25 protein-coding genes are annotated in these 26,583 nt (G+C 68.3%); 3 read left to right on the forward strand and 22 right to left on the reverse strand.

Annotation, left to right across the window (positions count from 1 at the left end):
* Positions 1-13: 13 nt before the first annotated feature.
* The 5 genes from ON22_RS17540 to rpsB all read right to left on the reverse strand — a co-directional run bounded on the left by ON22_RS17540 (position 14) and on the right by rpsB (position 4,740).
* On the reverse strand, positions 14-997 hold the full coding sequence (locus ON22_RS17540; RefSeq protein WP_033242208.1) for a phosphatidate cytidylyltransferase: 984 nt from the start codon (positions 995-997) through the stop codon (positions 14-16).
* Between the two features lie 318 nt (positions 998-1,315).
* Positions 1,316-1,873 carry a ribosome recycling factor gene (gene frr, locus ON22_RS17545; protein ID WP_033241387.1) on the reverse strand — a complete coding sequence of 186 codons (558 nt, stop codon included), beginning with the start codon at positions 1,871-1,873 and terminating at the stop codon, positions 1,316-1,318.
* Between the two features lie 50 nt (positions 1,874-1,923).
* On the reverse strand, positions 1,924-2,652 hold the full coding sequence (gene pyrH, locus ON22_RS17550; protein WP_033241386.1) for a UMP kinase: 729 nt from the start codon (positions 2,650-2,652) through the stop codon (positions 1,924-1,926).
* Between the two features lie 258 nt (positions 2,653-2,910).
* Entirely contained in the window at positions 2,911-3,735 is an 825-nt protein-coding gene (gene tsf / locus ON22_RS17555; protein ID WP_033241385.1) for a translation elongation factor Ts, read from the reverse strand.
* 147 nt (positions 3,736-3,882) lie between these two features.
* Positions 3,883-4,740, reverse strand: a complete 858-nt coding sequence (gene rpsB / locus ON22_RS17560) for a 30S ribosomal protein S2 (RefSeq protein ID WP_033241384.1) — start codon at positions 4,738-4,740, stop codon at positions 3,883-3,885.
* A gap of 2,099 nt (positions 4,741-6,839) precedes the next feature.
* Between rpsB and ON22_RS17575 the strand changes: the two genes are divergently transcribed.
* A complete protein-coding gene (locus ON22_RS17575; RefSeq protein ID WP_033241381.1) occupies positions 6,840-7,349 on the forward strand; it encodes a M23 family metallopeptidase in 510 nt (169 codons plus the stop codon).
* Positions 7,350-7,518: 169 nt separating this feature from the next.
* Here the strand turns inward: ON22_RS17575 and ON22_RS17580 are convergent, their stop codons facing one another.
* The 13 genes from ON22_RS17580 to ON22_RS17640 form a co-directional block, all read right to left on the reverse strand.
* Positions 7,519-7,839, reverse strand: a complete 321-nt coding sequence (locus ON22_RS17580; RefSeq protein WP_033241380.1) for a DUF202 domain-containing protein — start codon at positions 7,837-7,839, stop codon at positions 7,519-7,521.
* A gap of 9 nt (positions 7,840-7,848) precedes the next feature.
* On the reverse strand, positions 7,849-8,235 hold the full coding sequence (locus ON22_RS17585) for a YidH family protein (RefSeq protein WP_081595644.1): 387 nt from the start codon (positions 8,233-8,235) through the stop codon (positions 7,849-7,851).
* A 603-nt stretch (positions 8,236-8,838) separates the two neighbouring features.
* A complete protein-coding gene (locus tag ON22_RS17590; protein WP_033242206.1) occupies positions 8,839-9,762 on the reverse strand; it encodes a tyrosine-type recombinase/integrase in 924 nt (307 codons plus the stop codon).
* Positions 9,763-9,825: 63 nt separating this feature from the next.
* On the reverse strand, positions 9,826-11,040 hold the full coding sequence (dprA, locus tag ON22_RS17595; RefSeq protein ID WP_081595645.1) for a DNA-processing protein DprA: 1,215 nt from the start codon (positions 11,038-11,040) through the stop codon (positions 9,826-9,828).
* Positions 11,037-12,545 carry a YifB family Mg chelatase-like AAA ATPase gene (locus tag ON22_RS17600; protein WP_033241379.1) on the reverse strand — a complete coding sequence of 503 codons (1,509 nt, stop codon included), beginning with the start codon at positions 12,543-12,545 and terminating at the stop codon, positions 11,037-11,039. The genes dprA and ON22_RS17600 overlap by 4 nt, the downstream gene beginning before the upstream one ends.
* Positions 12,545-12,901 (reverse strand): YraN family protein, encoded by a 357-nt coding sequence (locus ON22_RS17605; RefSeq protein ID WP_033241378.1) that lies wholly within the window; start codon positions 12,899-12,901, stop codon positions 12,545-12,547. The genes ON22_RS17600 and ON22_RS17605 overlap by 1 nt, the downstream gene beginning before the upstream one ends.
* Positions 12,902-13,255: 354 nt before the next feature.
* Positions 13,256-13,561 carry a DUF2469 domain-containing protein gene (locus tag ON22_RS17610; protein ID WP_011210678.1) on the reverse strand — a complete coding sequence of 102 codons (306 nt, stop codon included), beginning with the start codon at positions 13,559-13,561 and terminating at the stop codon, positions 13,256-13,258.
* A gap of 151 nt (positions 13,562-13,712) precedes the next feature.
* The gene (locus ON22_RS17615; RefSeq protein WP_051157740.1) at positions 13,713-14,438 is read right to left on the reverse strand and encodes a ribonuclease HII; all 726 of its coding nucleotides are present in this window, start codon (positions 14,436-14,438) and stop codon (positions 13,713-13,715) included.
* A 34-nt stretch (positions 14,439-14,472) separates the two neighbouring features.
* Complete coding sequence (gene lepB, locus ON22_RS17620) at positions 14,473-15,261, reverse strand: signal peptidase I (protein WP_033242203.1); 789 nt, start codon at positions 15,259-15,261, stop codon at positions 14,473-14,475.
* Positions 15,262-15,374: 113 nt separating this feature from the next.
* The gene (rplS, locus tag ON22_RS17625; protein WP_030521783.1) at positions 15,375-15,716 is read right to left on the reverse strand and encodes a 50S ribosomal protein L19; all 342 of its coding nucleotides are present in this window, start codon (positions 15,714-15,716) and stop codon (positions 15,375-15,377) included.
* Positions 15,717-15,841: 125 nt separating this feature from the next.
* Positions 15,842-16,792, reverse strand: a complete 951-nt coding sequence (locus ON22_RS17630) for a hypothetical protein (protein ID WP_231507913.1) — start codon at positions 16,790-16,792, stop codon at positions 15,842-15,844.
* Between the two features lie 27 nt (positions 16,793-16,819).
* Positions 16,820-19,303 (reverse strand): Tex family protein, encoded by a 2,484-nt coding sequence (locus ON22_RS17635; RefSeq protein WP_051157751.1) that lies wholly within the window; start codon positions 19,301-19,303, stop codon positions 16,820-16,822.
* Between the two features lie 105 nt (positions 19,304-19,408).
* Complete coding sequence (locus tag ON22_RS17640; protein WP_033241377.1) at positions 19,409-21,040, reverse strand: AMP-binding protein; 1,632 nt, start codon at positions 21,038-21,040, stop codon at positions 19,409-19,411.
* An 89-nt stretch (positions 21,041-21,129) separates the two neighbouring features.
* Here ON22_RS17640 and ON22_RS17645 point away from each other — a divergent pair, with 89 nt between their 5' ends.
* Positions 21,130-21,984 (forward strand): helix-turn-helix transcriptional regulator, encoded by an 855-nt coding sequence (locus ON22_RS17645; protein ID WP_033241376.1) that lies wholly within the window; start codon positions 21,130-21,132, stop codon positions 21,982-21,984.
* Positions 21,985-22,395: 411 nt separating this feature from the next.
* Here the strand turns inward: ON22_RS17645 and trmD are convergent, their stop codons facing one another.
* The 4 genes from trmD to rpsP are packed head-to-tail and all read right to left on the reverse strand — an operon-like array spanning position 22,396 to position 24,303.
* Positions 22,396-23,082, reverse strand: coding sequence for a tRNA (guanosine(37)-N1)-methyltransferase TrmD (gene trmD / locus ON22_RS17650; protein WP_033241375.1), 687 nt, complete (start codon positions 23,080-23,082; stop codon positions 22,396-22,398).
* A 10-nt stretch (positions 23,083-23,092) separates the two neighbouring features.
* Entirely contained in the window at positions 23,093-23,617 is a 525-nt protein-coding gene (rimM, locus tag ON22_RS17655) for a ribosome maturation factor RimM (RefSeq protein ID WP_033241374.1), read from the reverse strand.
* Complete coding sequence (locus tag ON22_RS17660) at positions 23,618-23,860, reverse strand: RNA-binding protein (RefSeq protein WP_033241373.1); 243 nt, start codon at positions 23,858-23,860, stop codon at positions 23,618-23,620. It abuts the gene before it with no gap.
* Positions 23,860-24,303, reverse strand: coding sequence for a 30S ribosomal protein S16 (gene rpsP, locus ON22_RS17665; protein ID WP_033241372.1), 444 nt, complete (start codon positions 24,301-24,303; stop codon positions 23,860-23,862). Before rpsP ends, ON22_RS17660 begins: the two co-directional genes overlap by 1 nt.
* A 340-nt stretch (positions 24,304-24,643) precedes the next feature.
* Here rpsP and ON22_RS17670 point away from each other — a divergent pair, with 340 nt between their 5' ends.
* Entirely contained in the window at positions 24,644-26,536 is a 1,893-nt protein-coding gene (locus ON22_RS17670; RefSeq protein ID WP_231507912.1) for a vWA domain-containing protein, read from the forward strand.
* Positions 26,537-26,583 lie beyond the last annotated feature (47 nt).

Here is a 26,583-nt window from a genome sequence, read left to right on the forward strand (position 1 = left end):
GGCCGGCGCGGCCTCAGAGCAGGGTGCTGAGCACCAGCCAGGACACGAAAGCCGACGGCAACATGGAATCGAGCCGGTCCATGATGCCGCCGTGCCCCGGCAGCATCGTGCCCATATCCTTGATGCCCAGTTCGCGTTTGATCTGCGATTCGATCAGATCGCCCAGGGTCGCGACGACCACCAGGCCCACACCGAGCACCACCCCGATCATCGAGTTGGCTTCCAGCAGCAGGGTCACGGTGAGCAGACCGCCGATGATCGCGAACACGAGCGACCCGCAGAATCCCTCCCAGGACTTCTTGGGACTGATGGAGGGCACCATGGGGTGGCGGCCGAACAGCACGCCCGCCACATAGCCGCCCACATCGGAGCACACCACCAGGATCATGAAGGTCAGCACCCGCAGATTGCCGTCGGGATCCTCCAGGAGCAGCAGCACCGCGAACGAGGCCAGCAGCGGAATCCACGCCAGCGTGAACACCGTGATCGCGGTATCGCGCAGGAAATTGCGTGGCGCGGTGTTCAGGCCGTGGTCGAACAGGCGCCACACCATACAGATCAGAACTGTCGCCGCGAAGGCTCCGGCCACCCCGCTCGCACCGAACGGCCAGCCGAGCCAGAATACCGCTTGACCACCGGCGATCAGCGGTGTGCGCGGTACCAGCACATCCGCTTCGCGGAGTCGTTTCGCCACCTCCCAGGTGGCGATACCGACTGCGACGCCGACGACACCGATGAATGCTTCGGGGGCGAACAGCAGGACCGCTATGCACGAGATCCCGAGGGTCAGACCGACGGCGAGCGCTGCGGGAAGGTTGCGCCCGGCCCGGGACCGCCGCGGCGCCGGGTCCGCAGAGGTATTGCCCGTGGCACCTGTCGCGGCAGGTGCACCGACCGGGACAGCACCGGAAGGCGTCCCGGTCGACGCAGCGTCCGACGATGTACCGGACGACCCGGACCCACCGGGTGTGGCCGGTACGGCGCCACCGGTAGGCATATCGGGGGGCACGGCACCCGAGGGCGTACCGGCCGCCGGGGCGTCTGCGGACGCACCGGCGGGCGCCGGTGTCGATTCGGATATGCCCTCGGCCGGCGGCTGCGGTCGGGCCGCACCGGTCGCGGCGGCTTTCTCGGCCACGATTGTCCCGTCGCTCAACTCGTCGTCGTTCCGTTCGTTCCCACCCGAAGCGGGCGTCGCCGCTCCGCTGTTCTCATTGTGCGTCAATTCCCGGGCCATCGGCCCGCCGTGACGGCGCCGATCCGGCACCGTTCCCACACGGCACCCACCGCTCGTGCCGAGCAGAGAAACCCCGGATCAGACCTCGAGCAGTTCGGATTCCTTGTGTTTCACCAGCTCGTCGATCTGACCGACATATCTGGCCGTGGTCTTGTCCAGTTCCTTCTCGGCCCGGCCGACCTCGTCCTCACCGGCCTCGCCGTCCTTCTGGATCCGGCCCAGTTCGTCCATGGCCTTACGACGCACATTCCGGATCGAGACCTTGGCGTCCTCGCCCTTCTGCTTGGCCTGTTTGACCAGTTCGCGGCGCCGCTCCTCGGTGAGCTGCGGGATCGAGATCCGCAGGATATCGCCGTTGTTGGTCGGGTTCACGCCCAGATCGGAATTGCGGATCGCGGTTTCGATCGGCCCCAGCTGTGCCTGCTCGTACGGTTTCACCACCACCATCCGCGGTTCCGGGACGGTGATACTCGACATCTGGGTGATCGGGGTGGGCGATCCGTAGTAGTCGACCACGATCCGGGAGAACATCCCCGGGTTCGCGCGCCCGGTCCGGATGCCGCCTAGATCGTCCTTCGCCACCGAGACAGCCTTCTCCATCTTCTCCTCGGCGTCGAAGAGCGCTTCTTCAATCACGACCGTTCCTCCACTGCGTCGTCATCGTCATGACCCGCGGGCCCGCGGTATCAGGATCGAACCAATGTGCCGATCTTCTCACCGGCCACCGCCCTGGCAATATTGCCCTTGGTCAACAAATTGAACACCAGCATCGGCATCTGGTTGTCCATGCACAAACTGAACGCCGTCGAATCGGCGACCTTCAGGTCGCGTTCGATGGCTTCCTTGTGGGTGATCTCGTGGAACATGCTCGCGTCCGGATCCAGCCGCGGATCGGCGTCGAACACTCCGTCGACGGCCTTGGCCATCAGCACCACCTCGGCGCCGATCTCCAGCGCCCGCTGGGCGGCCGTCGTGTCGGTCGAGAAGTAGGGCATCCCCATCCCGGCGCCGAAAATCACCACCCGGCCCTTCTCCAGATGCCGCTTGGCACGCAACGGCAGGTAGGGCTCGGCGACCTGCCCCATGGTGATGGCGGTCTGCACCCTGGTGTCGATGCCCTGCTTCTGCAGGAAATCCTGCAGCGCCAGACTGTTCATCACCGTGCCGAGCATGCCCATGTAATCGGACCGCGCGCGTTCGAGACCGCGCTCTTCGAGCTCGGCACCGCGGAAGAAGTTCCCGCCGCCGATCACCACCGCCATCTGCACCCCGGTGGAAACGACCTCGGCGATCTGCTCCGCGACGGTCTGCACCATATCGGGATCCAGCCCCACCGTGCCGCCGCCGAACATCTCACCACCCAGTTTCAGCAGTACCCGGCGATATCCTGGGCGGTCGGTCCCGGGGTGCGTCATCGGCTGGCGTCTCCTTCGGCGATCGGCGGTGCTCGGTAGATAGTGTTCATGGTGCGGGGCCGCCGGGGAACCGGTGCCGCCCGCTTCCGACTGGACCGGGCGCGGCGCGCGGCTACGTGGCATAGGCCAATACAGGCGGCCTCTATCCTGCCCTACGCCGCTGCGCGACCGTACGACGGGGCGGGCGAGGCCGGAAAGCGCCCGCTCAGCAGCAAACCCCCGCCGCAGCGTATGCGACGGGGGTTCGTGCGAAACAGATCAGGCCTGGCCGACCTCGAACCGGGCGAACCGGGTGACGGTGACGCCGGCTTCGTCCAGCAGAGCCTTCACGGTCTTCTTGTTATCGGTGACCGACGGCTGCTCGAGCAGCACGACGTCTTTGAAGTAGCCGTTCACGCGACCCTCGGTGATCTTGGGCAGCGCGGCCTCGGGCTTACCTTCTTCGCGGGCGGTCTGCTCCGCGATCCGGCGCTCGTTCTCGACGAGATCGGCGGGGACCTCGTCGCGGGTGACGTACTTGGCCTTGAGCGCGGCGACCTGCATGGCGGCACCGCGAGCGGCCTCCGCGGCGGCGTCACCGGAACCGGTGTACTCGACGAGCACGCCGACGGCCGGCGGCAGATCCGACGCCCGCTTGTGCAGGTAGGTGGCGACCGGGCCGTCCAGGGAGACGACGCGACGCAGTTCCAGCTTCTCGCCGATCTTGGCGGCCAGCGCCTGCAGCGCCTCGTCGACAGTCGAGCCGTCGAGAGCCACGGCCTTCAGCGCATCCACATCGGCCGGTTTGGCGGCCGCGGCAGCGGCGACGATCTTATCGGCCAACTCCTGGAACTCCGCGTTCTTGGCCACGAAGTCGGTTTCGGAGTTGATCTCGACCATCACGCCGTCCTTGGCGATGACCAGGCCTTCGGCGGTGGTGCGCTCGGCCCGTTTGCCGACATCCTTGGCGCCCTTGATGCGCAGCAAATCCACGGCCTTGTCGAAATCACCGTCGGTTTCGACCAGCGCGTTCTTGCAGTCCATCATTCCGGAGCCGGTGAGCTCCCGCAGCCGCTTCACGTCAGCGGCGGTGTAGTTCGCCATCGGGGGCGAGCCTCCTTCGAGAAAGTCAGGTACCGGTCAGCGGTGGTCACGGCTCGTACAGCCGTGACCACCGCTGTGGAAATTCGGGTCCGGCGGCGCTCATCTCAGCAGTAGCCGGTGAGCACCGGCCGAACACGAGGTGACGACTCAGGCCTCGGCCGGAGTCTCCGCGGGCGCCGCAGGGGCCTCCGCCGGGGCCTCCGCCGGGGCCTCCGCCGGGGTTTCGGCGCCGGGGGCGGCCTGCGCCAGCAGCTCCTGCTCCCACTCCGGCAGCGGCTCCGCACCGGCCTCGGGCTTGTCGTCGCCGCCGGAGCGGCCGGCCCGGGCCTGCACGCCCTCGGCCACCGCGGAGGCGACGACCTTGGTGAGCAGCGCGGCGGAACGGATCGCATCGTCGTTACCCGGGATCGGGTAGTCGACGAGGTCGGGATCGCAGTTGGTGTCCAGGATCGCGATGACCGGGATGTTCAGCTTGCGGGCCTCGCCGACGGCGATGTGCTCCTTGTTGGTGTCGACGACCCAGATGGCCGAGGGCACCTTCTGCATATCGCGGATACCGCCGAGGGTGCGGTCCAGCTTGTTCATCTCACGCGTGAGCATGAGGATTTCCTTCTTGGTGCGACCCTCGAAACCGCCGGTCTGCTCCATGGCCTCGAGTTCCTTGAGGCGCTGCAGACGCTTGTGGACGGTGGAGAAGTTGGTGAGCATGCCGCCCAGCCAGCGCTGGTTCACATAGGGCATCCCGACCCGGGTGGCCTCGGCCGCGATGGACTCCTGGGCCTGCTTCTTGGTGCCGACGAACAGGACGGTGCCGCCGTGGGCGACGGTCTCCTTGACGAATTCGTAGGCCTTGTCGATGTAGGTCAGCGTCTGCTGCAGATCGATGATGTAGATGCCGTTGCGGTCGGTGAAGATGAACCGCTTCATCTTCGGGTTCCAGCGACGGGTCTGGTGCCCGAAATGCGCGCCGCTGTCGAGCAGCTGCTTCATTGTTACGACAGCCATTGCTCTCGTATCTCTCTTTCGTTGCCGGTTGTCGCAGCAAGCCGGCGGCCTGCTGCCCTGGCACCACAGAACACTCGGACCCGATCGTGGATCGGGACCAGCCGAGATGTCCCCTGTTCCGGAATCGCACTGCCGGCCGTCGGCTCCCGCGGAGCGTGTGGTGGGCAGCGCCGTAATGAACAAGCACGGTGGTGCGCGAAGTCGGCCGGTGCCACACAGAAACCTGCGAACACAGACCGCTCGGCCAGTTTACGGCGTGCGCTGCGAGAATCGGAAATCGGCCGGTCGCACGGGTACCTCCGGCGAGCTGCGGACGGGCATTTTGAAGCGCGGTTTGTTCACAGGGGCGGGTTATCCACAGATGCCGGAATTGCGGGTTCCGGCCGGATTCCGCCGCGGGCACGCTGAGCTTATGAGCCGTTACGACACTGCCGACCACACCCCTACTTCACCGGCCGGACTCCCGCCCGCGCCGCGCAGCTGGCCCTATATCGCGCTACGTGACCGGCCGATCTCCGCACGAGGCGTACACAGCGGCGAGCCGTTGCCACCGTGGCCGCGAAGATCGCACGAACCGCCGGCGGCGGGCACCCGAGGATGTGGGGAGCCGCGACGCCACACAGGCGTGCCCGGCCACACCGCGCGCACCCGGCACGGCCGCGGCCCGCGATTCGCACGCCACCTGCGGTGTGCCGAGAACCACCGGACGACGGGTGCCGACCGGCTCGTCGTCGCGCCGACGCTCTCCGACACCGAGACGAACGGTAACGAGCCGGAGCGCGGGATGTGTGAGGCCGAGCCGAGCACCACTGCGCACCCTGCGCCTCGTTTCGTCCCGGTCCGCGCTCGTGCACGGCACCGAGGCATGCCGGCAATACGAGCAGCTACTCATGCCGGAGTATCTGCTCGTGGCGGTGGCGACACCACGGTGTCCGGCCGGAATCGTCCGGTCCGGAGCACGGTCCCGGCGGCCTCCGCCACCGGGAGGCGCACCATGACGCGGATGATCGGGGCCGGGAATCCGGAGGCGGTCGCCGCGGGGCCCGGCGATATCGAACGGCGTGCCGGGCGATACGAACGCCGGATGGCCCACAGTGTCATCGGTCCCGTGAACCGCGACCGCGTCCCCGTCCTGCTCGACACCGCCGGATCGCAGCGTGCAGATCCCGGGCGCCGGTCCCCCACGATGCCGCCGGATGGCTCACCGCTGCCTTCGGAGACACCGTCACGCATCACACCCGGCCGGCGATTCCGGCGCTCGCCGGTCCGGAACCCGATCCGGCGTGCCGCCCCGGAAGACCGCACCGGCACACGGAGCCGATCGTTCCGGCGCCGAAGCGTGGCGGGGACAGCAGAGATCGCTGTGCGGTCGCCGCGACACCCGTCGATGGCGCACGACGGAACGACGCAGGCCCAGGCGTGGCGGAAGGCCGGCTATGCGCGACCGGGCGATGTCGGGCGAAGCCCGGTGATCCGGTTGGTGACCGTGGGTGATAAACAGCTGGTCACCCGTTCGGTTTCGGTGCGAGCGCGGCACCGTCGACCCGTTGCGGGGAACCGGCGGTGGGACGTGCTGCTCGGTGCCGCATTCACCACGGTGCTCGTCGCATTTCCGCTGGCTCCTGGCGCCACAGCTGCGGCCTACTCGGGTGGGCCGGTGGTGCTTGCGCAGTCGTTCACCGGTGATACCGCGGACGGCCACGGCTCGGCAGGGGCGCCGGGTGCGAATTCCGTGCCTCCGGGCTCCTCGGCCGACGGTGGGCCGGCACGCACAGCATCGACAGCTCTCGACCGGACGGGACATGGGCCGAAACCCGCGGCCGTCTCCGGTGATGTCACCGTCACACCGGCTGCGGTCGCCGCATGCGGCAGGTCGGGATCTGCTTCCGGGTCCGGGTCGTCGCCCCGGCCCGGGTCCGCCGACTCGGCGGCCGGTTCTGCCTCCGGGTCGGCCTGCACAGTCCTTCCCGCGTTGGGTGAACTGGTCCGCACACTGATCCGGCTCGCGCCGAAGATCGCTCCGCCCTGTCCGTGCCCGAATGGCCGGAAATAGGAGCGCCGCCGGGCCGGGCGTATGGAGGGGGTACGCCCGGCCCGGTATGGGCTGTGTCTCCGCGCTCCTGGTTCTGCTGATGGCACTGGCCTCCACCGGTATGGCCGCAGCAAGCCCGGACAAACCGTTCACCTGGCCGCTGCGGCCGCGGCCCGCCGTCGAACGACCCTTCGACCCACCGGAGCAGGACTGGCTGCCCGGGCATCGCGGTGTCGATCTCGCCGGAACCTCGGGACAGCCGGTGTACGCAGCCGGCCCGGGGGTGGTCGTCTTCGCCGGCGAAGTGGCCGGCAGACCGGTGGTATCGATACGCCACGAAGGAGATCTGCGGACGACCTATGAACCGGTGGAGGCGACGGTCACGGTGGGCAGACGGGTCACCCGTGATACCGCAATCGGTGTCCTGGAGGCGGGGCATGCAGGATGTGCGACAGCGTGTCTGCATTGGGGCGTGCGCCGCGAGCACAGCAGCCGGGCGAAGCGGGAGTATCTGGATCCGCTCGGACTGCTGCGTCTATCTCCTATCCGCCTGAAACCTGTGCGCCCAGGGGAGTAACCAGTCGCGGAAGGTGGGCAAGCAGCCTGACCGGAGTCTCCAGCGCGGCCTCGGCCTCAGCGGCCCTCGGCCCGATTCCGGCTCGGCGAACGCCGATACCGACGGATTCGGCATTGCCGACGGCAACGGGACATAGCCGGAAGCAATACGGTTGGGGGTCCGCACGCACTCACGGAATCAGCCAGCCGGCAATGGGTGTGGCCAGCGTGAACCCGACGGCGACGACGACCGCCACAGTCGTCCACCGGATGGTCGTCGAGCCGGAGCCGCCCGCACCTCGGTGCAACCGGAGATTTCGGCGGTAACCCAAACCGGCGACGATGAGCAGGACCACACCGGCGATACCGGGCGCCAGCGCGGCCGTATCCCAGCCGGCCTGCAACACCGCTTGCAGCAGCAGCAGCGCGACGGCCACCGTGCCCAGGCACGTTCGCCGCCACGACAGCGCGGTGCGTTCCGCAGCCAATCGGATCTCGGTGGAATCGGGCATCAGTACACCTCAGTGCAGCAGTACTGCCACGCAGGCGAGTACCGCCACGAAGGCTGTACCGGCGGAAAGTACCGGGACGAGCACCGTACCGGGCAGCGGCCGGCCCTCGTCCATTGCCGACCGGATGCGCCGCCAGTGCAGGAAAGCACCGACCGCCACCACCAGCGACAGCAGCAGGCAGCTCACCGCCAACGCGGAACGGAAATCCGACGGCCACTGCTCCACCACCACGGTGTGCACGGCGACACCGCCGGCGAGCAACCCGAGTGCCGTACGAATCCACGACAGAAAAGTGCGCTCGTTGGCGAGGGTGAACCGGTAATCGATCGGAGCCACCACCGGCTCCGGCGCGTCGTCGGCACCCGGTTCCCCGGCCACTTCCGGTACCGGGCTCATCGGGTATCCGCACTGGTAGCGGTCTGCACGCTCACCTCCCGATCCGCCTTCGGGCACTGCTGAACGGATCCGCTGGACAGCGTAAACGCCGCGCTGCGCACGAATCCACGTACACGCCCCGTTTCCGGCATGTCGAGCTGACCAAGGAATGTAGAAGGCGCGTTCACCGAGCCTTGTTCCGGCTCCGAACCGGCGCGGATGCGGGTCAGCGTCGGGGCGGTTACACGTAGCCCGCCCTCGATTCCCCACACCGAAACCACCCCAGGTCGGTCCCGATCGGCTTGGCGGGCCGCGTCCACCCTGTAGCGCAGGGGTCCGGCACGCCGGCCACAGACTGATTCGGCCAGTTCAGCCCGTCCAGCCCTCCAGCTCGTCCAACCAGGCCGACCCTCCTGCTGGTCCAGCCCGTCCAACCAGCCAGCCCTCCAGCCGGTCCAGCTATTTCGGCCGATCCAGCCACATCAGCCGGTCCAGCCGATCCCGCCGATCGTCACCGATGCCGCGGCCGCCGGCGGGATCGTTGTGCTGCAGCTGATCTCCGTGATAGGCGCCGAGGCCGGCGGGCGGCCACCCCACGCAGTGGTCGCAAGGATCGACCGACTCTTACGCCCGGGGATGCGCCTGGTCGTGTGCTGTACGGAGTCGTTCGATGGATACGTGGGTGTAGAGCTGGGTGGTGGCCAGGCTGGCGTGGCCCAGCAGTTCTTGCACCACCCGCAGATCGGCACCGCCCTCGAGCAGATGCGTGGCCGCCGTATGCCGGAGCCCGTGGGGACCCATATCCGCGGCGCCGGGTACTGCGGATATGGCCGTATGCACGACGGTCCGGGCCTGGCGTTGGTCGAGGCGCCGGCCGCGCCGACCCAGCAAAAGAGCGCGACCGGAATCCGGGGTGGCCAGCATCGGCCGGCCGTGATTCAGCCAGTTGTGTACCGCCTGGTCGGCTGGCAGCCCGAACGGCGCGGACCGCTCCTTGCGCCCTTTGCCGAGTACGCGCACGACGCGGCGCTCCCGGTCCACATCATCGATATCGAGACCGCACAGCTCGCTGACCCGGATGCCGGTGGCATACAGCAGTTCGATGATCAGCCTGTCTCGTAAAGCCATCGGATCATGCTGGGCCGCACCCGATTCCACCGCGGACATGATCCGGGCGGCCTGTTCCTGCCCCAGCACCGCGGGCAGGCTGCGATGCGCCTTGGGCGCGGCCAATCGCAGGCCCGGATCGCGGTCGAGCCTGCCGGTATGGGTGAGCCACGCGGTGAAGGCCCGGGCCGCGGAGGCACGCCGCGCCATACTTGTGCGCGCGGCGCCCTGTTCCGCGTGCACCGCCAGCCACGACCGCAGCGTGGTCAGGTCGAGTTCGCGCAGCGAAGCATCGGCGGACTGGCCGAGCAGATGGTGCAGCAGCGACCGGATATCGCCGAGATAGGCGCGCACCGTATGCGCCGACCGATTACGGCCGAGTTCCAGGTATCTCCCGTATTCGATCAGTAGAGCTTCGAGGTCCTCGGGTAGTTCCGCCACCACCACACCGTTGCCCGCGACTCGCCGCTCCGCAACCCCACGCGCCGGGCCGGCCACCGTCGCTCACTCGCCGCTGTCCGCGGGCCGGTCGGCCGGAGTGCGCGGCCCATTGCGTAACCGGAACCAGCCGGACCCGCCGCTCCCGGCCAACCCGGCCATATCGAGGGCCGCCAGGCCGGCCCGGATCTCGGCGACGGCCAGCCCGGTGGGGCCGCATAGTTCATGTGGCCAGCGACCCCCGGTTGTGGGTAGAGCCGCGTACACCGACGACTGTGCCGGGGTGAGCTGGTGTACGGCCGGTGGTTCCGAGTCGCCGACCGGCGGTAGGTGTAGCGGTGCGGCGTCGGCGAGTACCTCTTCCGCACTGCTGACCAGCACCGCTTCCCCGTCTCGGATCATCCGGTGGCAGCCGGCGGACGCTGCGGAATCCACCGAACCGGGGACCGCCATCGCGGGACGGCCGATACGACGAGCCCACTTCACCGTGTTGCGTGCACCGCTGCGCACCCCCGCTTCGACCACGAGCACACCGTCGGACAGAGCCGCGATGAGCCGGTTCCGGGCCAGAAAATGATGTTTGCGGGCGGTGGTGCCCGGCGGATATTCGCTGACCACCAGACCTGTTTCGGCGATCCGGTCGAGCAGGCGATCGTGCTGGGCGGGATAGGGCCGGTCCACACCGCAGGCCAGGACGGCGATGGTGGCGCCGCCGACAGCGAGAGCCGCGCGGTGGGCCATACCGTCGATACCGAAGGCCGCACCGGAGACGATGGTCCAGCCGCGGGCCGCGAGGTCCCCGGCCAGCGCTCCGGCGGCCCGATCACCGTATCCGGTACTGCAACGGGCACCGACCACCGCCAGCGACCGTTCGGTCAGCTCGGTCAGATCGCGGGTTCCGCGCACCCAGAACACCAGCGGTACGGCGCCGTCGGATTCGCGTCCCGGCGGTAGCTGCGACAGGCCCAGCATGCGCCAGGCCGGCCATTCCGGATCGTCGGGCGTGACCAGGCGGCCATCCAGCCCACCGATGGTCTCCAGATCCTGGGCCGCCCGGTCTTCCGCACGGCGTACCGCTGTCGCGGCGTGCAGAACCTGCGGCAGATCCCGTTCCCGGACCGCTCGTGCCGCCTCCACCACACCGACGGATTCGATCAGCGCGGTGAGCGCCGGGCACGGCCCCAGAACCACCCGGGACAGATAGGCCCACGCGAGCTGTCTGCTGCCGGGCTCACCGACAGCCCCCTGCGCCGCCGGCGAGCCGGGCTGCCCGGCCGTCACTGTGTTCCTCGCTGCCGGAAGTTGAGTGCCTGCATGACATCGTGTGCCGTGGGCACATCGCCGCCGCGTAGATCACACACCGTCCAGGCGACCCGCAGCGCGCGGTCGGCTCCCCGTGCCGAGATCCGCCCCAGCCGCAGCGCCGCTTCCACTGATGCCGTGGACTCGGCGGGTAACGGAAATTGCCGCCGCAGGATGTGGCCCGGTACTTCGGCGTTGGTCCGCCAGCCGAACTCCCGCCAGCGAGCCGCCGCGGCGGAGCGGGCGGCCGTGACCCTTGTGCGGACCATCGCACTGTCCTCGGATTCCGCGGCGGCCAGCCCGGCGGACGACATGGGGTGCATCTGCATCCAGATATCGATCCGGTCCATCAGAGGACCGGACAATTTACCCAGGTACCGACGCCGGGCCAGCGGCGCGCAGATACAGTCCACATCGCGGGCGGGGGCGCAGGGGCAGGGGTTGGCCGCCAGAATCAGCTGGAACCGGGCCGGAAAACGCGCCACCCCGTCGCGGCGGGCGATCCGGACCTCTCCCTCCTCCAGCGGGGTGCGCATCGCCTCCAGCACCTTGGCGCCGATCTCGGCGCATTCGTCCAAGAACAACACGCCCCGGTGGGCGCGGCTGACCGCGCCGGGCCGCGCCGAACCCGACCCACCGCCGACCATGGCACTCACCGACGTCGAATGATGGGGTGCGACGAACGGCGGTGTGGTGATCAGCGGTTGTTCCTCGGAGAGGGTGCCGGCCACCGAATGGATGGCGGTGACCTCCAGCGCCTCGTTCTCCGACAGCGGCGGCAGCACGCCCGGCAACCGCTGTGCGAGCATGGTCTTGCCGATACCGGGCGAACCGGTCAGCAGCAGATGATGCCCGCCCGCCGCGGCGACCTCCAGCGCCCACCGCGCCTCGTGCTGCCCCGCGACATCGCGCAGATCGCCCACCGGCGATGCCTGATGCGGCGGTGGGGCCGGTGATTCCGCAAGCTCCCGCTCCCCGCGTAACCAATCGAGGGTGGCGCGCAATGTGGGCGCGCCCAGGACCCGGATTCCCGCAACCAGACCTGCCTCGCACAACGCTTCCTCGGGAACGATCACGGTTTTCCGGCCTGCTCGCCGCGCCGCGAGCACAGCGGGCAGAACCCCACGGACCCGCCGCAACCGGCCGTCGAGAGCGAGTTCGCCGAGCAAGACCGTACCGGCGAGTTTGGCAGAGGGCACGATATCGGCCGCGTCCAGCACAGCGACGGCCAGCGCCAGGTCGTACGTGGAGCCGACTTTCGGAAGTGTTGCAGGGGAGAGCGCCAGGATCACGCGCCCGTCGGGCCATTTCTCGCCGGTATTGGCCACGGCCGCCCTTACCCGGTCACGGGATTCCTGTAGCGAGGTATCCGGCAGGCCGACAAGGTGCACCGACGGCAGCCCCTGCCCGATATCGGCCTCGATCTCCACGACCTGTCCGTCGATCCCGCGGACGGCGATCGAGCAGGCCCGGCCGAGCGGCATCAGAACACCGCCTCGAGGTGCTCGATCACGGGTTCCGCCGTCCGCGACAGCAGGACCGAGACCACATCGAACCGGATGCGCTGCCACGGCCCGTCCTGTTCGGTGAGCCAGAGCAGCGCCAGCCGGCGGATCCGCCGCTGTTTCTCGTAGGTGACGGCTTCGGCCGGTATCCCGTATCCGAGTCCCGACCTCGTCTTCACCTCGACGAATGCGGTGATGCCCGCATCGCGGACGATCAGGTCCAGTTCGCCGTACCGGCAGCGCCAGTTACGGCAGATGATCTCCATCCCAGCGGCCTGCAGATACCGCGCCGCCAGTTCCTCCCCTTGCGCGCCGAGCGCCGTGTTGTGTGCCACCCGCTCAGCATCGGCGGGTGCCCGCCGCGGTGCGGATCGGCGACCTGGGAAAACAGCGAACCTGTGGACAACCGAACCCTGTGGACAAATACCGGCCGATACAGGCCGGACTCCGTGGCCGAATACGGGATTCACGAGCACCGCGAAGAATACCGCCGGCGGGCGTCCTTCCAGAGGGCCTGGATCACCGGCGGTGATCGCCGAGGTGGAACATCTGGCGCGGCAGCACCGTCCGGATCAGCCCGGACCGTGTACGCGCCGGAACCTGATCGCACGACCCGGTCGGGCGGCTCCAGTCGCCGGAGCGAAACGGCCGGCCCGGCCTCGGGCCGGCGGAACGGGACCGGAGACCGATCACTCCGGAAGCCGCAGGTCCGGTTTCTCCAGCTCCTCGATGTTGACATCCTTGAAGGTGATCACCCGGACGTGTTTGACGAACCGCGCCGGCCGGTACATATCCCAGACCCAGGCATCGCTCATCCGGACTTCGAAGTACACCTCGCCGTCGGCGTTCTGCGGGCGCAGTTCCACGGAGTTGGCCAGATAGAAACGGCGCTCGGTTTCCACCACGTACGAGAACTGACCGACGATGTCCTTGTACTCCCGGTACAGCGAGAGCTCCATCTCGGTTTCGTATTTCTCGAGGTCCTCGGCACTCATCGGGTGGAACGTCCTCCTTCTCGCCGCCATGCGTGTGTTGTCATCATCGCTCATGCCGCCTGCGCATGTCACCGTGGGCCGGTCTGCCGCCCCTCGGCGCCGGGGCGTAACCGGCCGCGACAACAGGTGGCCGGGCCGCTGTACCGTTCGGTCAGGCGGCTCCGCCGGCCCCGGCGGTGACCTCCGCCAGTATTTCGCCGGCCGGTGTCAGCGCGACCTCGCTGTCCCGTACATTGCGCCATGACCTGCGATGTTCCGGGCACGGCCCGAGCCGCCGCAGCGCTTCGATATGCCGGGTGGTGTTGTAACCCTTGTGTTCGGCGAACCCGTATCCGGGCACGCGCTGATCGAGTTCGACCATCATCCGGTCGCGGGTGACCTTGGCCAGCACACTGGCCGCGGCGATACACGCCGCGGTGCCGTCCCCGCCGATGACCGGTAGTGACGGCACCGGGAGTCCCGGTACCCGGAACCCGTCGGTGAGCACATAGCCGGGGCTTCGCCCGAGTCCGGCGACGGCCCGGCGCATCCCCTGGATATTCGCCACATGGATCCCGATGGCGTCGATTTCGGCCGCCGGAATCACCACGACGGACCACGCCACCGCGAGCCGGGTGATGACCGGGTACAGGGCCTCACGGGTCGCCTCGCTGAGTTTTTTCGAATCGTCGAGCCCGGCCAGCGCATCGTGTGCACGGGATCCGAGCACACAGGCAGCCACGACGAGGGGTCCCGCGCTGGGCCCGCGCCCCGCTTCGTCGACTCCGGCGACCGGTCCCAGCCCACAGCGGTGCAGTGCCGACTCCAGCGTCCGCAGCCCACCGGCCCGGCGCATCACCACCCGCGGTGGCCAATTCTGTTCTCGTACGGGTTTCATACGCGTACTCGCAGCCAACTCGATCCGCCCCGACTCAATTCTCCTGCGGGTTCGTTCCATCGATGGGGCCGATCCGGCCCGGCGGCCAGATCTTGATCACCGCTTTGCCGCGGACGTTGTCGACGGGCACGGTGCCCTGGAATTCGTCACCGATATGCGCCCGGGAATCCGCGGATTCGTTGCGGTTGTCGCCCATCACCCACAGATTGCCCTCGGGTACGGTCACCGGCCCGAAAACGCGGCCCACCGGGTAGGCGGCGTTCGCCTGACCGGGGGTCCACGGGTAATCGTCTTCGACGTAGGGTTCATCGAGGGGTTGCCCGTCGACCATCACGCGACCCTGGTCGTCACAGCATTCCACCGTCTGTCCGCCGACAGCGATAACGCGTTTGACGAGATCGTTCTCGTCGGGCGGTACCAGTCCGAAGAACGAGAAGAAGTTCTGTACGCCACGGATGACCGTGTTGTCCGAGCGGATGGAACGGTAGTGCCCGTTCCAGGAGGGCGGCCCGACGAAGACCACGACGTCACCCGGCTCCGGATCGCTCCAGTAGTAGCTCAGTTTCTGCACATAGATCCGGTCGCCGGTGCACCCGGCGCAGCCGTGCAGGGTCGGCTCCATGGATTGGGAAGGGATCACGTAGGGACGGCCGACGAAAGTCACCATCAGAGCGGCGATTACCGCCGCGATCACCAGCAGGATGGGAAGTTCCTGCCAGAACGGCCGCTGCTTCTTCGCTTTGACGGCCCGCCGCGCCCGGCGCCTGCGGGGCTGCCCGTCCGCGGGATCCGACCCCGATCTCGACCAACTCTCGTCTGCCACGCGAACAGCGTAGCCCGGCACCGCAGTGGTTACGCGGTACCGGGCTACTTATGCCGTTCGCCGAGGTCACCGGCGCGCATCGCGGCGCGCGGGTGTCGGCGATCAAGGGCAGGTCAGCGCTTCTCTTTGATCTTGGCGGCCTTACCGCGCAGCTCCCGCAGGTAGTACAGCTTGGCCCGGCGGACATCGCCGCGGGTCACCACATCGATGTGATCGATGGTGGGGCTGTGCACGGGGAAGGTGCGCTCCACGCCGACACCGAACGACACTTTGCGCACGGTGAAGGTCTCGCGGATACCGCCGCCCTGGCGCCGGATGACGACGCCCTTGAAGACCTGGATACGTTCCTTGGAGCCCTCGATGACCTTCACATGCACATTGAGGGTGTCGCCCGGACGGAAGTCGGGGACATCGCTGCGCAGCGAGCTCTCGTCGACGAAATCAAGGGTGTTCATGATCATCCTTCTGATGGTCGCGCGAACAGAGGAACCTGGCGGCGCGGGCGCTCGACCGGTTCGTGCTCCGAATATGGGATGCGCCGGGCCGAATGCGACCAGGGCAACCCGTGCATTGTGCCAGATCAGGGATCACTTCCGGAAACGGGCCCCGGTGCGGCCTGTGGGTCGCGGGGTTCCTTGGTGCTTTCCGTCTCACCACCGTGCGCCCAGCGGTTCAGATCGTGCAACAGCGGATGGTGCCGGTGCGGTGCGGGCGGCGCGGGAACCACCCGGCGGCTCAGTTCTTCCTCCGCCGCCGACCGGACGTGCTCGACATCCGGTTTTCCGGCAATCAGATCCTGGACGAAGATCTTCGCCCGGATCACCGGGCGGCGGTACCGCCGTTCGCGCACGATCGCCCGGTACATCAACCGCCGCCGGTGGCTGCCGTAGCGCCAACGCGCCCACGGGGCCCCGGGCCGGCTCAGCCGCAACGCCCCCACCACCAGCAACGGCAGGAAGAACATGCCGAACAGGCCGGTCCAGATCTTGCCCTTGGCGATCACCACGGCGGCCAACGCCAGGTTCCCCAGCGCGAACGCGATGACCAGCACCCGCACCCACGCGCCCGGATGATCGCGCAGCCCGTTGATCTCGAGCAGCCACAGCGGGTGGAAACCGAGCAGTAGCAGGCCGGTCACGGCGAGCGCGACGAAAACCGCGTCCACCGAGGTGCGGCCCTGTTTCTCCCAGTAGACGTCGCGCAGGTAGTAGAGCAGCGCGAACTCGTCGAGGACCAGTGCCGCACCGACCCCGAACGATGCTGCCAGCCCGGCCGCGACCGCCGGGCCTGCACCTGCGTCGGCGGTGGCAATCATCCCGATCCCCGAGATCAGGACCAGCACCACCCCGAACACCATGTGGTGGATGTGCACACCACCGGGTTTCAGATTTCCGGGCCACCAGCGCACCTGCGCCCGGATCAGCCGGACACTGACCCGGATCACCAGGAACCCGACGATGAAACCGAACAGGAAACACAGCAGGGGGAGCCGGCCCGCGGCGATGACGTCCTCGGACCACCACTGCCGCATACCGGCCCCCTTCACTGGCGCAAGGCGTTACTTTCCGAACCCCGCCCGCCGCAACGCGTCGGCCATGGCGCCGTTCACAGGTGCATTATCGCGCCGATTGCCGCGGCCCTGGCCCCGATTGCGGGCCGGATCGCCCCCACGGCCCTGGCCGCCGCCCTGACCACCGGCGCGTCCGCCCGCATTACCCTGGCCCGCACGGTTCTTCGCGCCCCGGCCCTGTCCGCCACGATCTCCTCCACCGGAGCGGCCGGAGTCGTCACGTCCGCCGGAACCGCGGCCGCGGTCACCACCGGCCCCCTGGCCGCGTTCCGGTTTACCAGCGCCGGGTTCGTCGTCGAGCCGCAACGACAGCCCGATCCGCTGGCGCGCAGTATCGACCTCGAGCACCTTCACCTTGACCACGTCACCGGATTTGACGACCTCGCGCGGATCGCGGACGAAATTCTTCGACATCGCGGAGACGTGGACGAGCCCGTCCTGGTGCACGCCCACATCGACGAAGGCACCGAACGCGGCGACATTGGTGACCACGCCCTCGAGCACCATTCCGGGTTGCAGATCGGCGACCTTCTCGATGCCGGCGGCGAATTCGGCAGTTTTGAATTCCGGCCGCGGGTCGCGGCCGGGTTTCTCCAGTTCGCCGATGATATCGGTGACGGTCGGCACACCGAAGGTCTCGTCGGTGAATTCGGCGGGACGCAGACCGCGCAGCACGGATTCGTTACCGATGATCTCGGCGATCTCGCTACCGGTCGATTCGAGGATCCGGTGCACCACCGGATAGGCCTCCGGATGCACGGCCGAGGTATCGAGCGGGTTGACACCGCCGCGGATCCGCAGGAAGCCGGCACACTGCTCGAACGCCTTGGGGCCCAGCCGCGCAACGTCGAGCAGCGCGGTGCGACTCGGGAAGGGGCCGTTGCGATCACGGTGGGCGACAATACTTTCCGCGACCGAACCGGTGATACCGGAAACCCGGGACAGCAGCGGAACCGAGGCGGTGTTCACATCGACACCGACCGCGTTCACCGCATCCTCGACCACTGCGCCCAGCGAGCGGGCCAGCAGTGTTTCGGAGATATCGTGCTGGTACTGCCCCACTCCGATGGATTTCGGTTCGATCTTGACGAGTTCGGCCAGCGGATCCTGCAATCGGCGGGCGATGGATACCGCGCCGCGCAGCGAGACATCCATATCGGGAAGCTCTTGGGAGGCATAGGCGGAGGCCGAATACACCGAGGCGCCGGCCTCGGACACCACGATCTTGGTCGGTTTGTTCTCCGGAATCCGTTCGATCAACTGCGCGGCCAGCGCATCGGTTTCCCGGGAGGCGGTGCCGTTACCGATGGCGATCAGCTCGACCCCGAACCGCTCCACCAGGGCGGCGAGGACCGCCAGCGATTTCTCGGTCTGGTTCTGCGGTTTGTGCGGATAGATGACCTCGGTCGCCACGGCCTTGCCGGTACCGTCGACCACCGCGACCTTCACACCGGTGCGGTAGCCCGGGTCCAGGCCCATGGTGGCGCGGGTACCGGCCGGTGCGGCCAGCAGCAGATCCCGGAGATTGGCGGCGAATACCTCGACCGCATCGCGTTCGGCAGCCTGCCGCAACCGCATCCGGGTATCGATACCGAGACTGATCTGCAGTTTGGTCCGCCAGGCCCAGCGCACCGTATCCAGCAGCCAGGAATCCGCGGGGCGGCCCTGGGCGGCGATGGAGAACCGCTGCGCGATCCGCGCCTCGTAGACGCTGCGCTCACCGGGTTCGAGTTCGGAATCCGCGGGCTCCGGGTCGAGGTGCACGGAGAGCACCTCTTCCTTCTCACCACGCAACAGCGCCAGGATCCGGTGTGAGGGCAGGGCGGTGAATTCCTCGGCGAAGTCGAAGTAGTCGGCGTATTTCGCGCCGTCCTCTTCCTTCCCGGCGCGCACCGTCGCGGTGACCCGGCCCCGGGTCCACATCAGTTCCCGGAGTTCACCGACGAGATCGGCATCCTCGGCGAACCGTTCGACCAGGATGGCCCGCGCGCCGTCGAGCTGTTCGGCGGTGTAATCGGCCGGATCGGTGGCCGGGTCGCCGAGCAGGGCGTCCGCGACGGGTTCGTGGCCGGCCTCACGGGCGATCTGAGCCTTGGTGCGGCGCTTGGGTTTATAGGGCAGGTAGATATCTTCGAGGCGGGCCTTGGTCTCGGCCAGCAGCAGCTGCCGGTGCAGGGTTTCGTCGAGTTTGCCCTGGCTGCGGATGGATTCGATCACGGTGGCACGGCGTTCGTCGAGTTCACGCAGATAGTGCAGGCGTTCTTCGAGAGTACGCAGCTGCGCGTCGTCCAGGCCGCCGGTGGCCTCTTTGCGATAGCGCGCGATGAACGGCACCGTGGACCCGCCGTCGAGTAGTTCGACGGCGGCCGCGACCTGGTTCTCGCGCACCGCCAGTTCGTCGGCGATGCGCCGGGTCACGGTGCCGGAAACGGCCGGGCCGGTACCGGTGGTGGCGGTCGAGTCTGTCTGGATCGTGTCGGGACCCGAGGTCTCTGGCGCTGTCGTCACGACCCGCACACTACCTGCGCCTGGTGACAGGCGAACCCGGCCCGGTCCTGCACCACCGGGCCGGTGCCGCTACCGCTGACCGGCCTCGGTCCGTCCCTGATCCCGGAGCAGGAAACGCTGGATCTTGCCGCTGGGCGTCTTGGGCAGGTCCGTGACGAAATGCACGCGCCGCGGGTAGGCGTGCGCGGCGAATTTCTTCTTGACCAGGGTCTGCAGTTCTTCGGCCAGTGCGTCGGTGCCCGTAACCCCGTCGCGCAGTACCACGAACGCTTCCAGTACCTCGCCGCGGAGCTCGTCCGGCAGGCCGACGACCGCGGCCTCGGCGACATCGGAGTGCAGGACCAGCACGCTTTCCACTTCGAAGGGGCCGATCCGGTAGCCGGCCATGATGATCACGTCGTCGTCGCGGGCGGAGAAGTGGAAGAAACCCTCGCTGTCGCGGGAACCGGCGTCGCCGGTGAGGTACCAGCGGCTGTCGGATGTATAGCGCTGCGCGGAGCGTTCGGGATCGCCCAGATAGCCGACGAACCACAGCAGGGCACTGTGCTGGGTATCGATGGCGATCCGGCCGAGCTGTCCGGGCGGGGCTTCGATATCTGCCTCGTCGGCGAGCACGGTGCAGGCCCAGCCCGGTAGGGAACGGCCCATCGACCCGGCGGGCGCGACCGCGTTCAGGTCGTCGTGCCAGGCATTGCAGATGACCATGCCGTGTTCGGTCTGGCCGTAGTGATCGCGGACCGCGACACCGAGCGCCTCGGCCGACCAGGCGACCACCTCGGGTGTCAACGGCTCCCCCGCCGACGATGCACGGCGCAAACGGGCCGACTGCCCGTCGGATCCGGCCCGCAGCGCCCGGTATACCGTCGGCGCGGCCGCGAAGTTGGTGACCCCGAACCGGTCCAGCACCTGCCAGGTCAGCTCCGGGGAGAAGCCGGCGTGCAGCAACAGGCTCCGGGTACCCGACGCCAGCGGTCCGAGGATGGCGTAGTAGAGACCGTAGGCCCAACCGGGGTCCGCGGCGTTCCAGAAGACATCGTCGGGACGCACATCGAGTGCGAATTCCTGATAGGCGTGGAAGGAGGCCAGTGCACGCACCGGAATCGGCACACCCTTCGGTGTGCCGGTGGTGCCGCTGGTGAACAACTGGACCAGCAGACCGTCCCCGCCCACCGTCGCCGGCGGTGCGCCGGTGTCCTTCGCCGGGATATCGTCCAGCCGCACAGCACCCGCGATATCGTCCTGACCGGTGACGACGGTGCGCCACGGCGGATCCGCGGGCATATCCCCGCCCGGTGCCAGCTTGCCGGCCTGATCCGGGTCGGTGATCACGACGGCGGCTTCGGCGGCGCGCAACCGGAAGGCGATCGCCGGTGGGGCGAAGGCGGTGAACAACGGGACATGGACTGCGCCGCGGCGCCAGACGGCCAGCAGCACCGCCACCAGATCCGCGGATTTCGCCATCAGCGTCGCGACCCGATCGCCCGGTCCGATCCCGAGGCCGGCCAGCGCAGCCGCATACCGTTCGGAACGTTCACGCAGCTCGCCGTAGGTCAGATCGACCGACGAGAGGTCGCTCTCGACAACCGTGAAGGCGACGGCGTCGGCCGGGTGCCGGTCGCAGAGCAATTCGGCTGCGCAGGCATCACCGCGGTCGTAGGTGTCCAGCAGTTCACGCACCCGCGTATTCGGGTCGGCACCCATCTCGCATCTCCTCGGTTCATCGATCCGGTGTTGCAATAGGATGTAGGTCACAGTTTGTCGGCACTACCCCCGAAAAGGGGTGAACCTCCATGACCGCGGACCCCGCGCTGCTACGCCCCCGGGACAGTGACGCGCTGCGCGCCGAAATCCGCCGACTGGCGGCTGTCACCGGGGTTCCGGTGCTGTTCGGTGGCGAAGTTCAGGCCGATACGCTGCTGCTCACCGAGTTCTGCGGGGTCCGCACCAACGGGCTGCGCGGGTTGTCTGTCCGGCGCGCATCCGGTCTGGGTGGTCAGGTCCTCGATTCGCGGCGGCCCGCGGCGGTGACCGACTATCGCCGCGCGCTGTCGATCACCCATCACTACGACGGCCCGGTGCTCGGTGAGGGAATCCGTTCGGTGCTGGCAGTGCCCGTGGTCGTGGATGACCGGTCGCGCGCCGTGCTGTACGCGGCGCTGCGTGGTCCCGGCCCGATCGGCGGCCGTACTGCGGAAGCACTGCTCCAGGCCGGGCACCGGCTGGCGTCGGAGATCATGATCCGGGACGAGGTCGATCGGCGGCTGCGGTTGCTGGACGCGGCGGCGCCGTCGCCCACTACCGGCGGGGCGCTCGCCGAGGAGATCCGCGCCGCCCAGGCAGAACTCCATACCCTCGCGGACAGCTCCGCCGACGCACAATTGGGTGCGGCCCTGCGAGGGATCGGCGACAAATTGGCCAGGGCCCTGTCGGGTCCGCCCGCCGCGGAGTCGCCCCAGCTCTCGCGACGGGAGATCGATGTGCTGGTGCAGGTCGCGCTGGGATGCTCGAACCAGGAGGCCGCCCACCGCCTTTCACTGGGGCCCGAAACGGTCAAGAGCTATCTCCGCAGCGCCATGCACAAACTCGACGCCCGGTCCCGGCACGAAGCCGTGGTCGCCGCGCGCCGCTTCGGCCTCATCCCGTGATTCCGAGCCCTGCCCTCGGCCCATCGACACAGCCGCAGACACGGCATCGTCACCCTCGCTCCCCTGTGCGAACCAGCGGTGCCCTGTCGACTGCACCCGCACAGCTCCACCGTGCAGCGCATATCAAATGCTGCGCTACCAACCTGCCCGACGCATCCACAGGGAGCTGACCCTTGCGGCGGACGACGCGTCGACGTCGACTCAGTGACCGAATCACTTTCGCACGGGTACCGCCGGCGCCACCGTAGCGAGCCGATGGCCGGGGGTGGGTTCCATCCGCGATGATGCGGTCGCCGGGCGGGACGGGAAGATCGAAGCCAGGCCGATGACGCGCGGCGAGAACGGCGAGTGCGACCGGTGGTGTGGTCCGAGCCGCCGCCGCCGCTCCCCGGCGTCCACGACCGGTGTCCGTCAGTCGTGTCCGGGCAGCAGATCCGGGCGACGTTCCCGGGTACGGATCAACGCTTGTTCCCGGCGCCAGGACGCGACCTTCGCATGATCACCGGACAGCAGGATCGGCGGGACCTCGAGTCCCCGCCACGACACCGGGCGGGTATAGCTGGGACCCTCCAGCAGTCCGTCGGAGAACGAATCCTGTTCGTGGGACTGCTGATTGCCGAGCACTCCGGGGATCAACCGGACCACCGCCTCGGTCATCACGAGCACCGCGGCCTCGCCGCCGATCAGTACGTAGTCGCCGATACTGACCTCTTCGACGCGCACCCGCCGGGCCGCGTCGTCGAATACTCGCTGGTCGATCCCCTCGTACCGGCCGCAGGCGAAGACCAGGTGCCGCTCGCCGGACCAGCGGGCGGCCGTGTCCTGGGTGAAGGGCACCCCGGCCGGTGTCGGGACGACGAGCAGGGCGTCGTCCGGGCAGACCTCATCGAGCGCGGCCCCCCAGACCGTGGGTTTCATCACCATGCCGGGGCCGCCGCCGTACGGCGAATCGTCGACCGATTTGTGCACATCGTGGGTCCAGCGGCGAAGATCGTGGACATCGACCGAGAGCAGGCCTTTGTCGATGGCCTTGCCCAGCAGCGCGGTGCGCAGCGGCTCCAGGTATTCGGGGAAGATGGTGATCACGTCGAGCTTCACGACGACCGCCTCATTCCGGATCCAGCAGGCCCTCGGGCGGGTCGATCACGATCAGCCCATCGGCGATCGACACCGTAGGCACGATGGCGGTGACGAACGGAATCAGGATTTCGCGGCCGTCGCCGGCGGCGCGGACCGACAGCAGTTCACCTGCCGCTGAGTGCAGCACGTCGGTCACGGTGCCGACAGCGGAACCGTCGGTGAGTTCGACGCGCAGACCCTCGAGTTCGTGATCGTAGAATTCTTCGGGATCCGCCGCCGACCCCAGATCCTCACTGTCCACCAGGAACAAGGTGCCGCGCAGGGCGTCGGCGGCGCCGCGATCGGTGACACCGGCAAGTTGCACGAGCAGCCGGCCCGAATGTTCCCGGGCCGACTCCACGGTGAAATTCCGCACCTCTTTCGACCGGGCCGCCCGGCCCCGCAGGGTCGAGCCGGGCGCGAAACGCGCCTCCGGTTCGTCGGTACGTACCTCGACGACCAGTTCGCCACGCACGCCGTGCGATCTGGCGACCCGGCCGACTACGAGTTCCATCTACTGATCGGTGTCGACCACGTCGACCCGGATACCGCGGCCACCGATACCGGCGACGAGCGTGCGCAACGCGGTCGCGGTGCGGCCGCCCCGGCCGATGACCTTGCCCAGGTCCTCGGGGTGGACGTGCACCTCGACCGTGCGCCCGCGGCGGCCGGTGATCAGCTCGACGCGTACGTCATCGGGATTGGCGACGATACCGCGGACCAGATGTTCCACGGCATCGGCGACGACGACGCTCATTACTCGGCAGCCTCGGCGGATTCGGTCGCCTCGGCGGCGCCCTCTTCCTTGTCCTTCTTGGCCTTCTTCTTCGGGGTCACGGCCTCGGTGACCGGCTCGTTGTCGGCAGCGGCCAGCGCGGCGTTGAACAGGTCCAGCTTGGACGGCTTGGGCTCGGCGACCTTGAGGGTGCCCTCGGTGCCCGGCAGGCCCTTGAACTTCTGCCAGTCGCCGGTGATCTCCAGCAGCCGCTGCACGGGCTCGGTCGGCTGCGCGCCGACACCCAGCCAGTACTGGGCGCGCTCGGAATCGATCTCGATCAGCGAGGGCTCTTCCTTGGGGTGGTACTTGCCGATGGACTCGATGGCCCGGCCGTCACGGCGGGTCCGGGCGTCCGCGACGACGACGCGGTACTGCGGGTTGCGGATCTTGCCCATACGGGTGAGCTTGATGCGAACAGCCATCTGCTGATCTGCCTTTCATTGTGGTCACGGCGCAATTCAGCGACTCACGCGGTTCGCGAGCCCGGTTTTGCGAATGGAGTGTGTGACCGCCGCGCGGTACGGAACCGGAGACGGGCTGACACTGTCCGGAAGGACGATCGACCATTCTGCCAGATGCAGGTCCGAGCCCGAAATCGTGCCCGTTCCGTCGCGCCTCCGGCGCCCGGCCCGGCCTGCCGACCGGGGACGCCGGACCGCTGGACAATCCTGCCGCCCGGTAGCGGGCCGCGACACGCGTGCGTAGTGTCCGCTGGGTCGCGCTGTCCGCGCGACGGCAACGATCGAGAGTACGGACAGCGTGTTGTTTCTGAACAGAGTCCTCGCCGCGGCGGCCGCGGCAGTGATCGCGTCGGTGCCGGTCGCCATGCCCGCACTCGCGCAGCAGTCGCCACAGGCCGGGACCGAATACGCCCCGACGATGCTGGTACTGGATGCGTCGGGTTCGATGCTGGCGGCCGATCCCAGCGGCGGCACCAAGATGGACGCGGCCAAGAATGCGGTCCGCAGTTTCGTCACCGCGGCGCCGGACAACGCAAAGGTCGGCCTCTCGGCCTACGGCACCGGCACCGGTAATTCGGACGCGGAGAAGGCCGCGGGCTGCCAGGACGTGCAGATCCTGCAGCCGGCCGAAACCATCGACAAACCGGCGTTGACCGCAGCCACCGACGGGATCGTTCCGCGCGGGTACACACCGATCGGTGCATCGCTTCGGGCGGCCGCCGCGGCACTGCCGCAGGAGGGACCGCGCTCGATCGTGCTGGTCTCCGACGGCCTCGACACCTGCGCACCACCGGATCCCTGCGATGTCGCCCGCGAACTCAGCGCCCAGGGCAACGAAATCGTGATGCACGCCATCGGTTTCGGCGTCGACGATGCTTCGCGCGCACAGTTGACCTGTATCGCCCAGACCACCGGCGGCACCTACACCGATGCCGCCGACGGCGCGGCACTCGAACAGGTGCTACCCCGGGTCAGTGCCGTCGCCCTGCGCAGCTATGCCCCGGTGGGCACCCCGATCGCCGGCACACCGGAATACCGTGAAGCCCCCGTCGCAGAGCCCGGCCAGCACCTCGATGTACTGAAGCCGAAGAACAAGCAGTACTACGCGGTGGATGTGCCCGACGCTGCCACGGCCTATTTCAGCGCCACTGTGTCGTTTCCGCGTGGCGACGATGCGGTGTCATCGAACAACAGGCTCGATATCCGTGTCTACGGCAACGACGGGCACGACTGCAATGCCTTCGAGTTCGCTCAGGCGACCCGGTCGACCGATGGTGTGGCCCTGACGGTCAGCAGCGTCTGGGCCGGTGCTGCCGAACCTGAATCCGGCAGCTTCAGCACCGATAAGTGCCGAGGAGGGGGCCGATACTACTTCGCACTGGAATGGGGTCATGTCGCAGACAATGCACCGGCCCAGCTGCCGGTGGAACTGTCGGTCGGAGTGGAGCCGGGCGTCACCGATCCCGGCCCGGCGGCCCGGCCGACCGCGGTGGAGTTCACCGCACCCGACGGCACCCCGGCCCCGGTGACCGGCGGCGGATCGTTCAATGTCGCGGCAGATCTGCCCGGGACCGGCCGCTACACCGATACCGTGCAGCGGGGTGAGTTCGTCTTCTACCGAGTGAAGGTCGATTGGGGCCAGGGGCTGGCCTACCGGGTGAGATTCGGCGACAGCGCCGAGCAAGGCAGCGAGTACACCTCGAATATCGCGACCACGCTCTACAACCCGTACCGCGGCGAGCTCGACTCCAGCACCACCTCCTACGCGGGCACGGAGCGGATCCTGCCGGTCAACGATCCGGCGCTGGCGACGGTCCCGGTCCGCTATCTCAATCGAGAAGAACGCGGCGAGGTCGCCGGCCAGGCCGTGGCGGGCTGGCACTACATCGCGGTGAAACTGAGCCCGACGATCCACAGCACCCGCGCGGTCGCACCCGTGCCGGTCGAACTGGAGGTCGCGGTCACCGGTGAGCCCGAACCCGGACCGCAGTACGCGGACGGCGATACCGCGGCCGAGGGAACATTCGGCGAGAAATCGAAGCAGGTGGCCGCCGGCGATTCGGCCGAGGAAGCGGGGGAAACCTCCGACAGCGGGATATCGCCGCTGGTGTGGGTTGCCATTGCGGCCGCCGCGGTGGTGGCGGTGGCGGCGTTCGCCGGTGCGCTGCTACTGGCCCGCCGACGCAAGCACTGAGCCGGAATCTCCCCTGAGCACGCGAAATCGCTCAGGGGAGATGGATC

Origin of the sequence: Nocardia carnea NBRC 14403, assembly GCF_000308515.1 — a bacterium.
In the GTDB taxonomy this organism is placed as follows: Bacteria; Actinomycetota; Actinomycetes; order Mycobacteriales; family Mycobacteriaceae; genus Nocardia; species Nocardia carnea.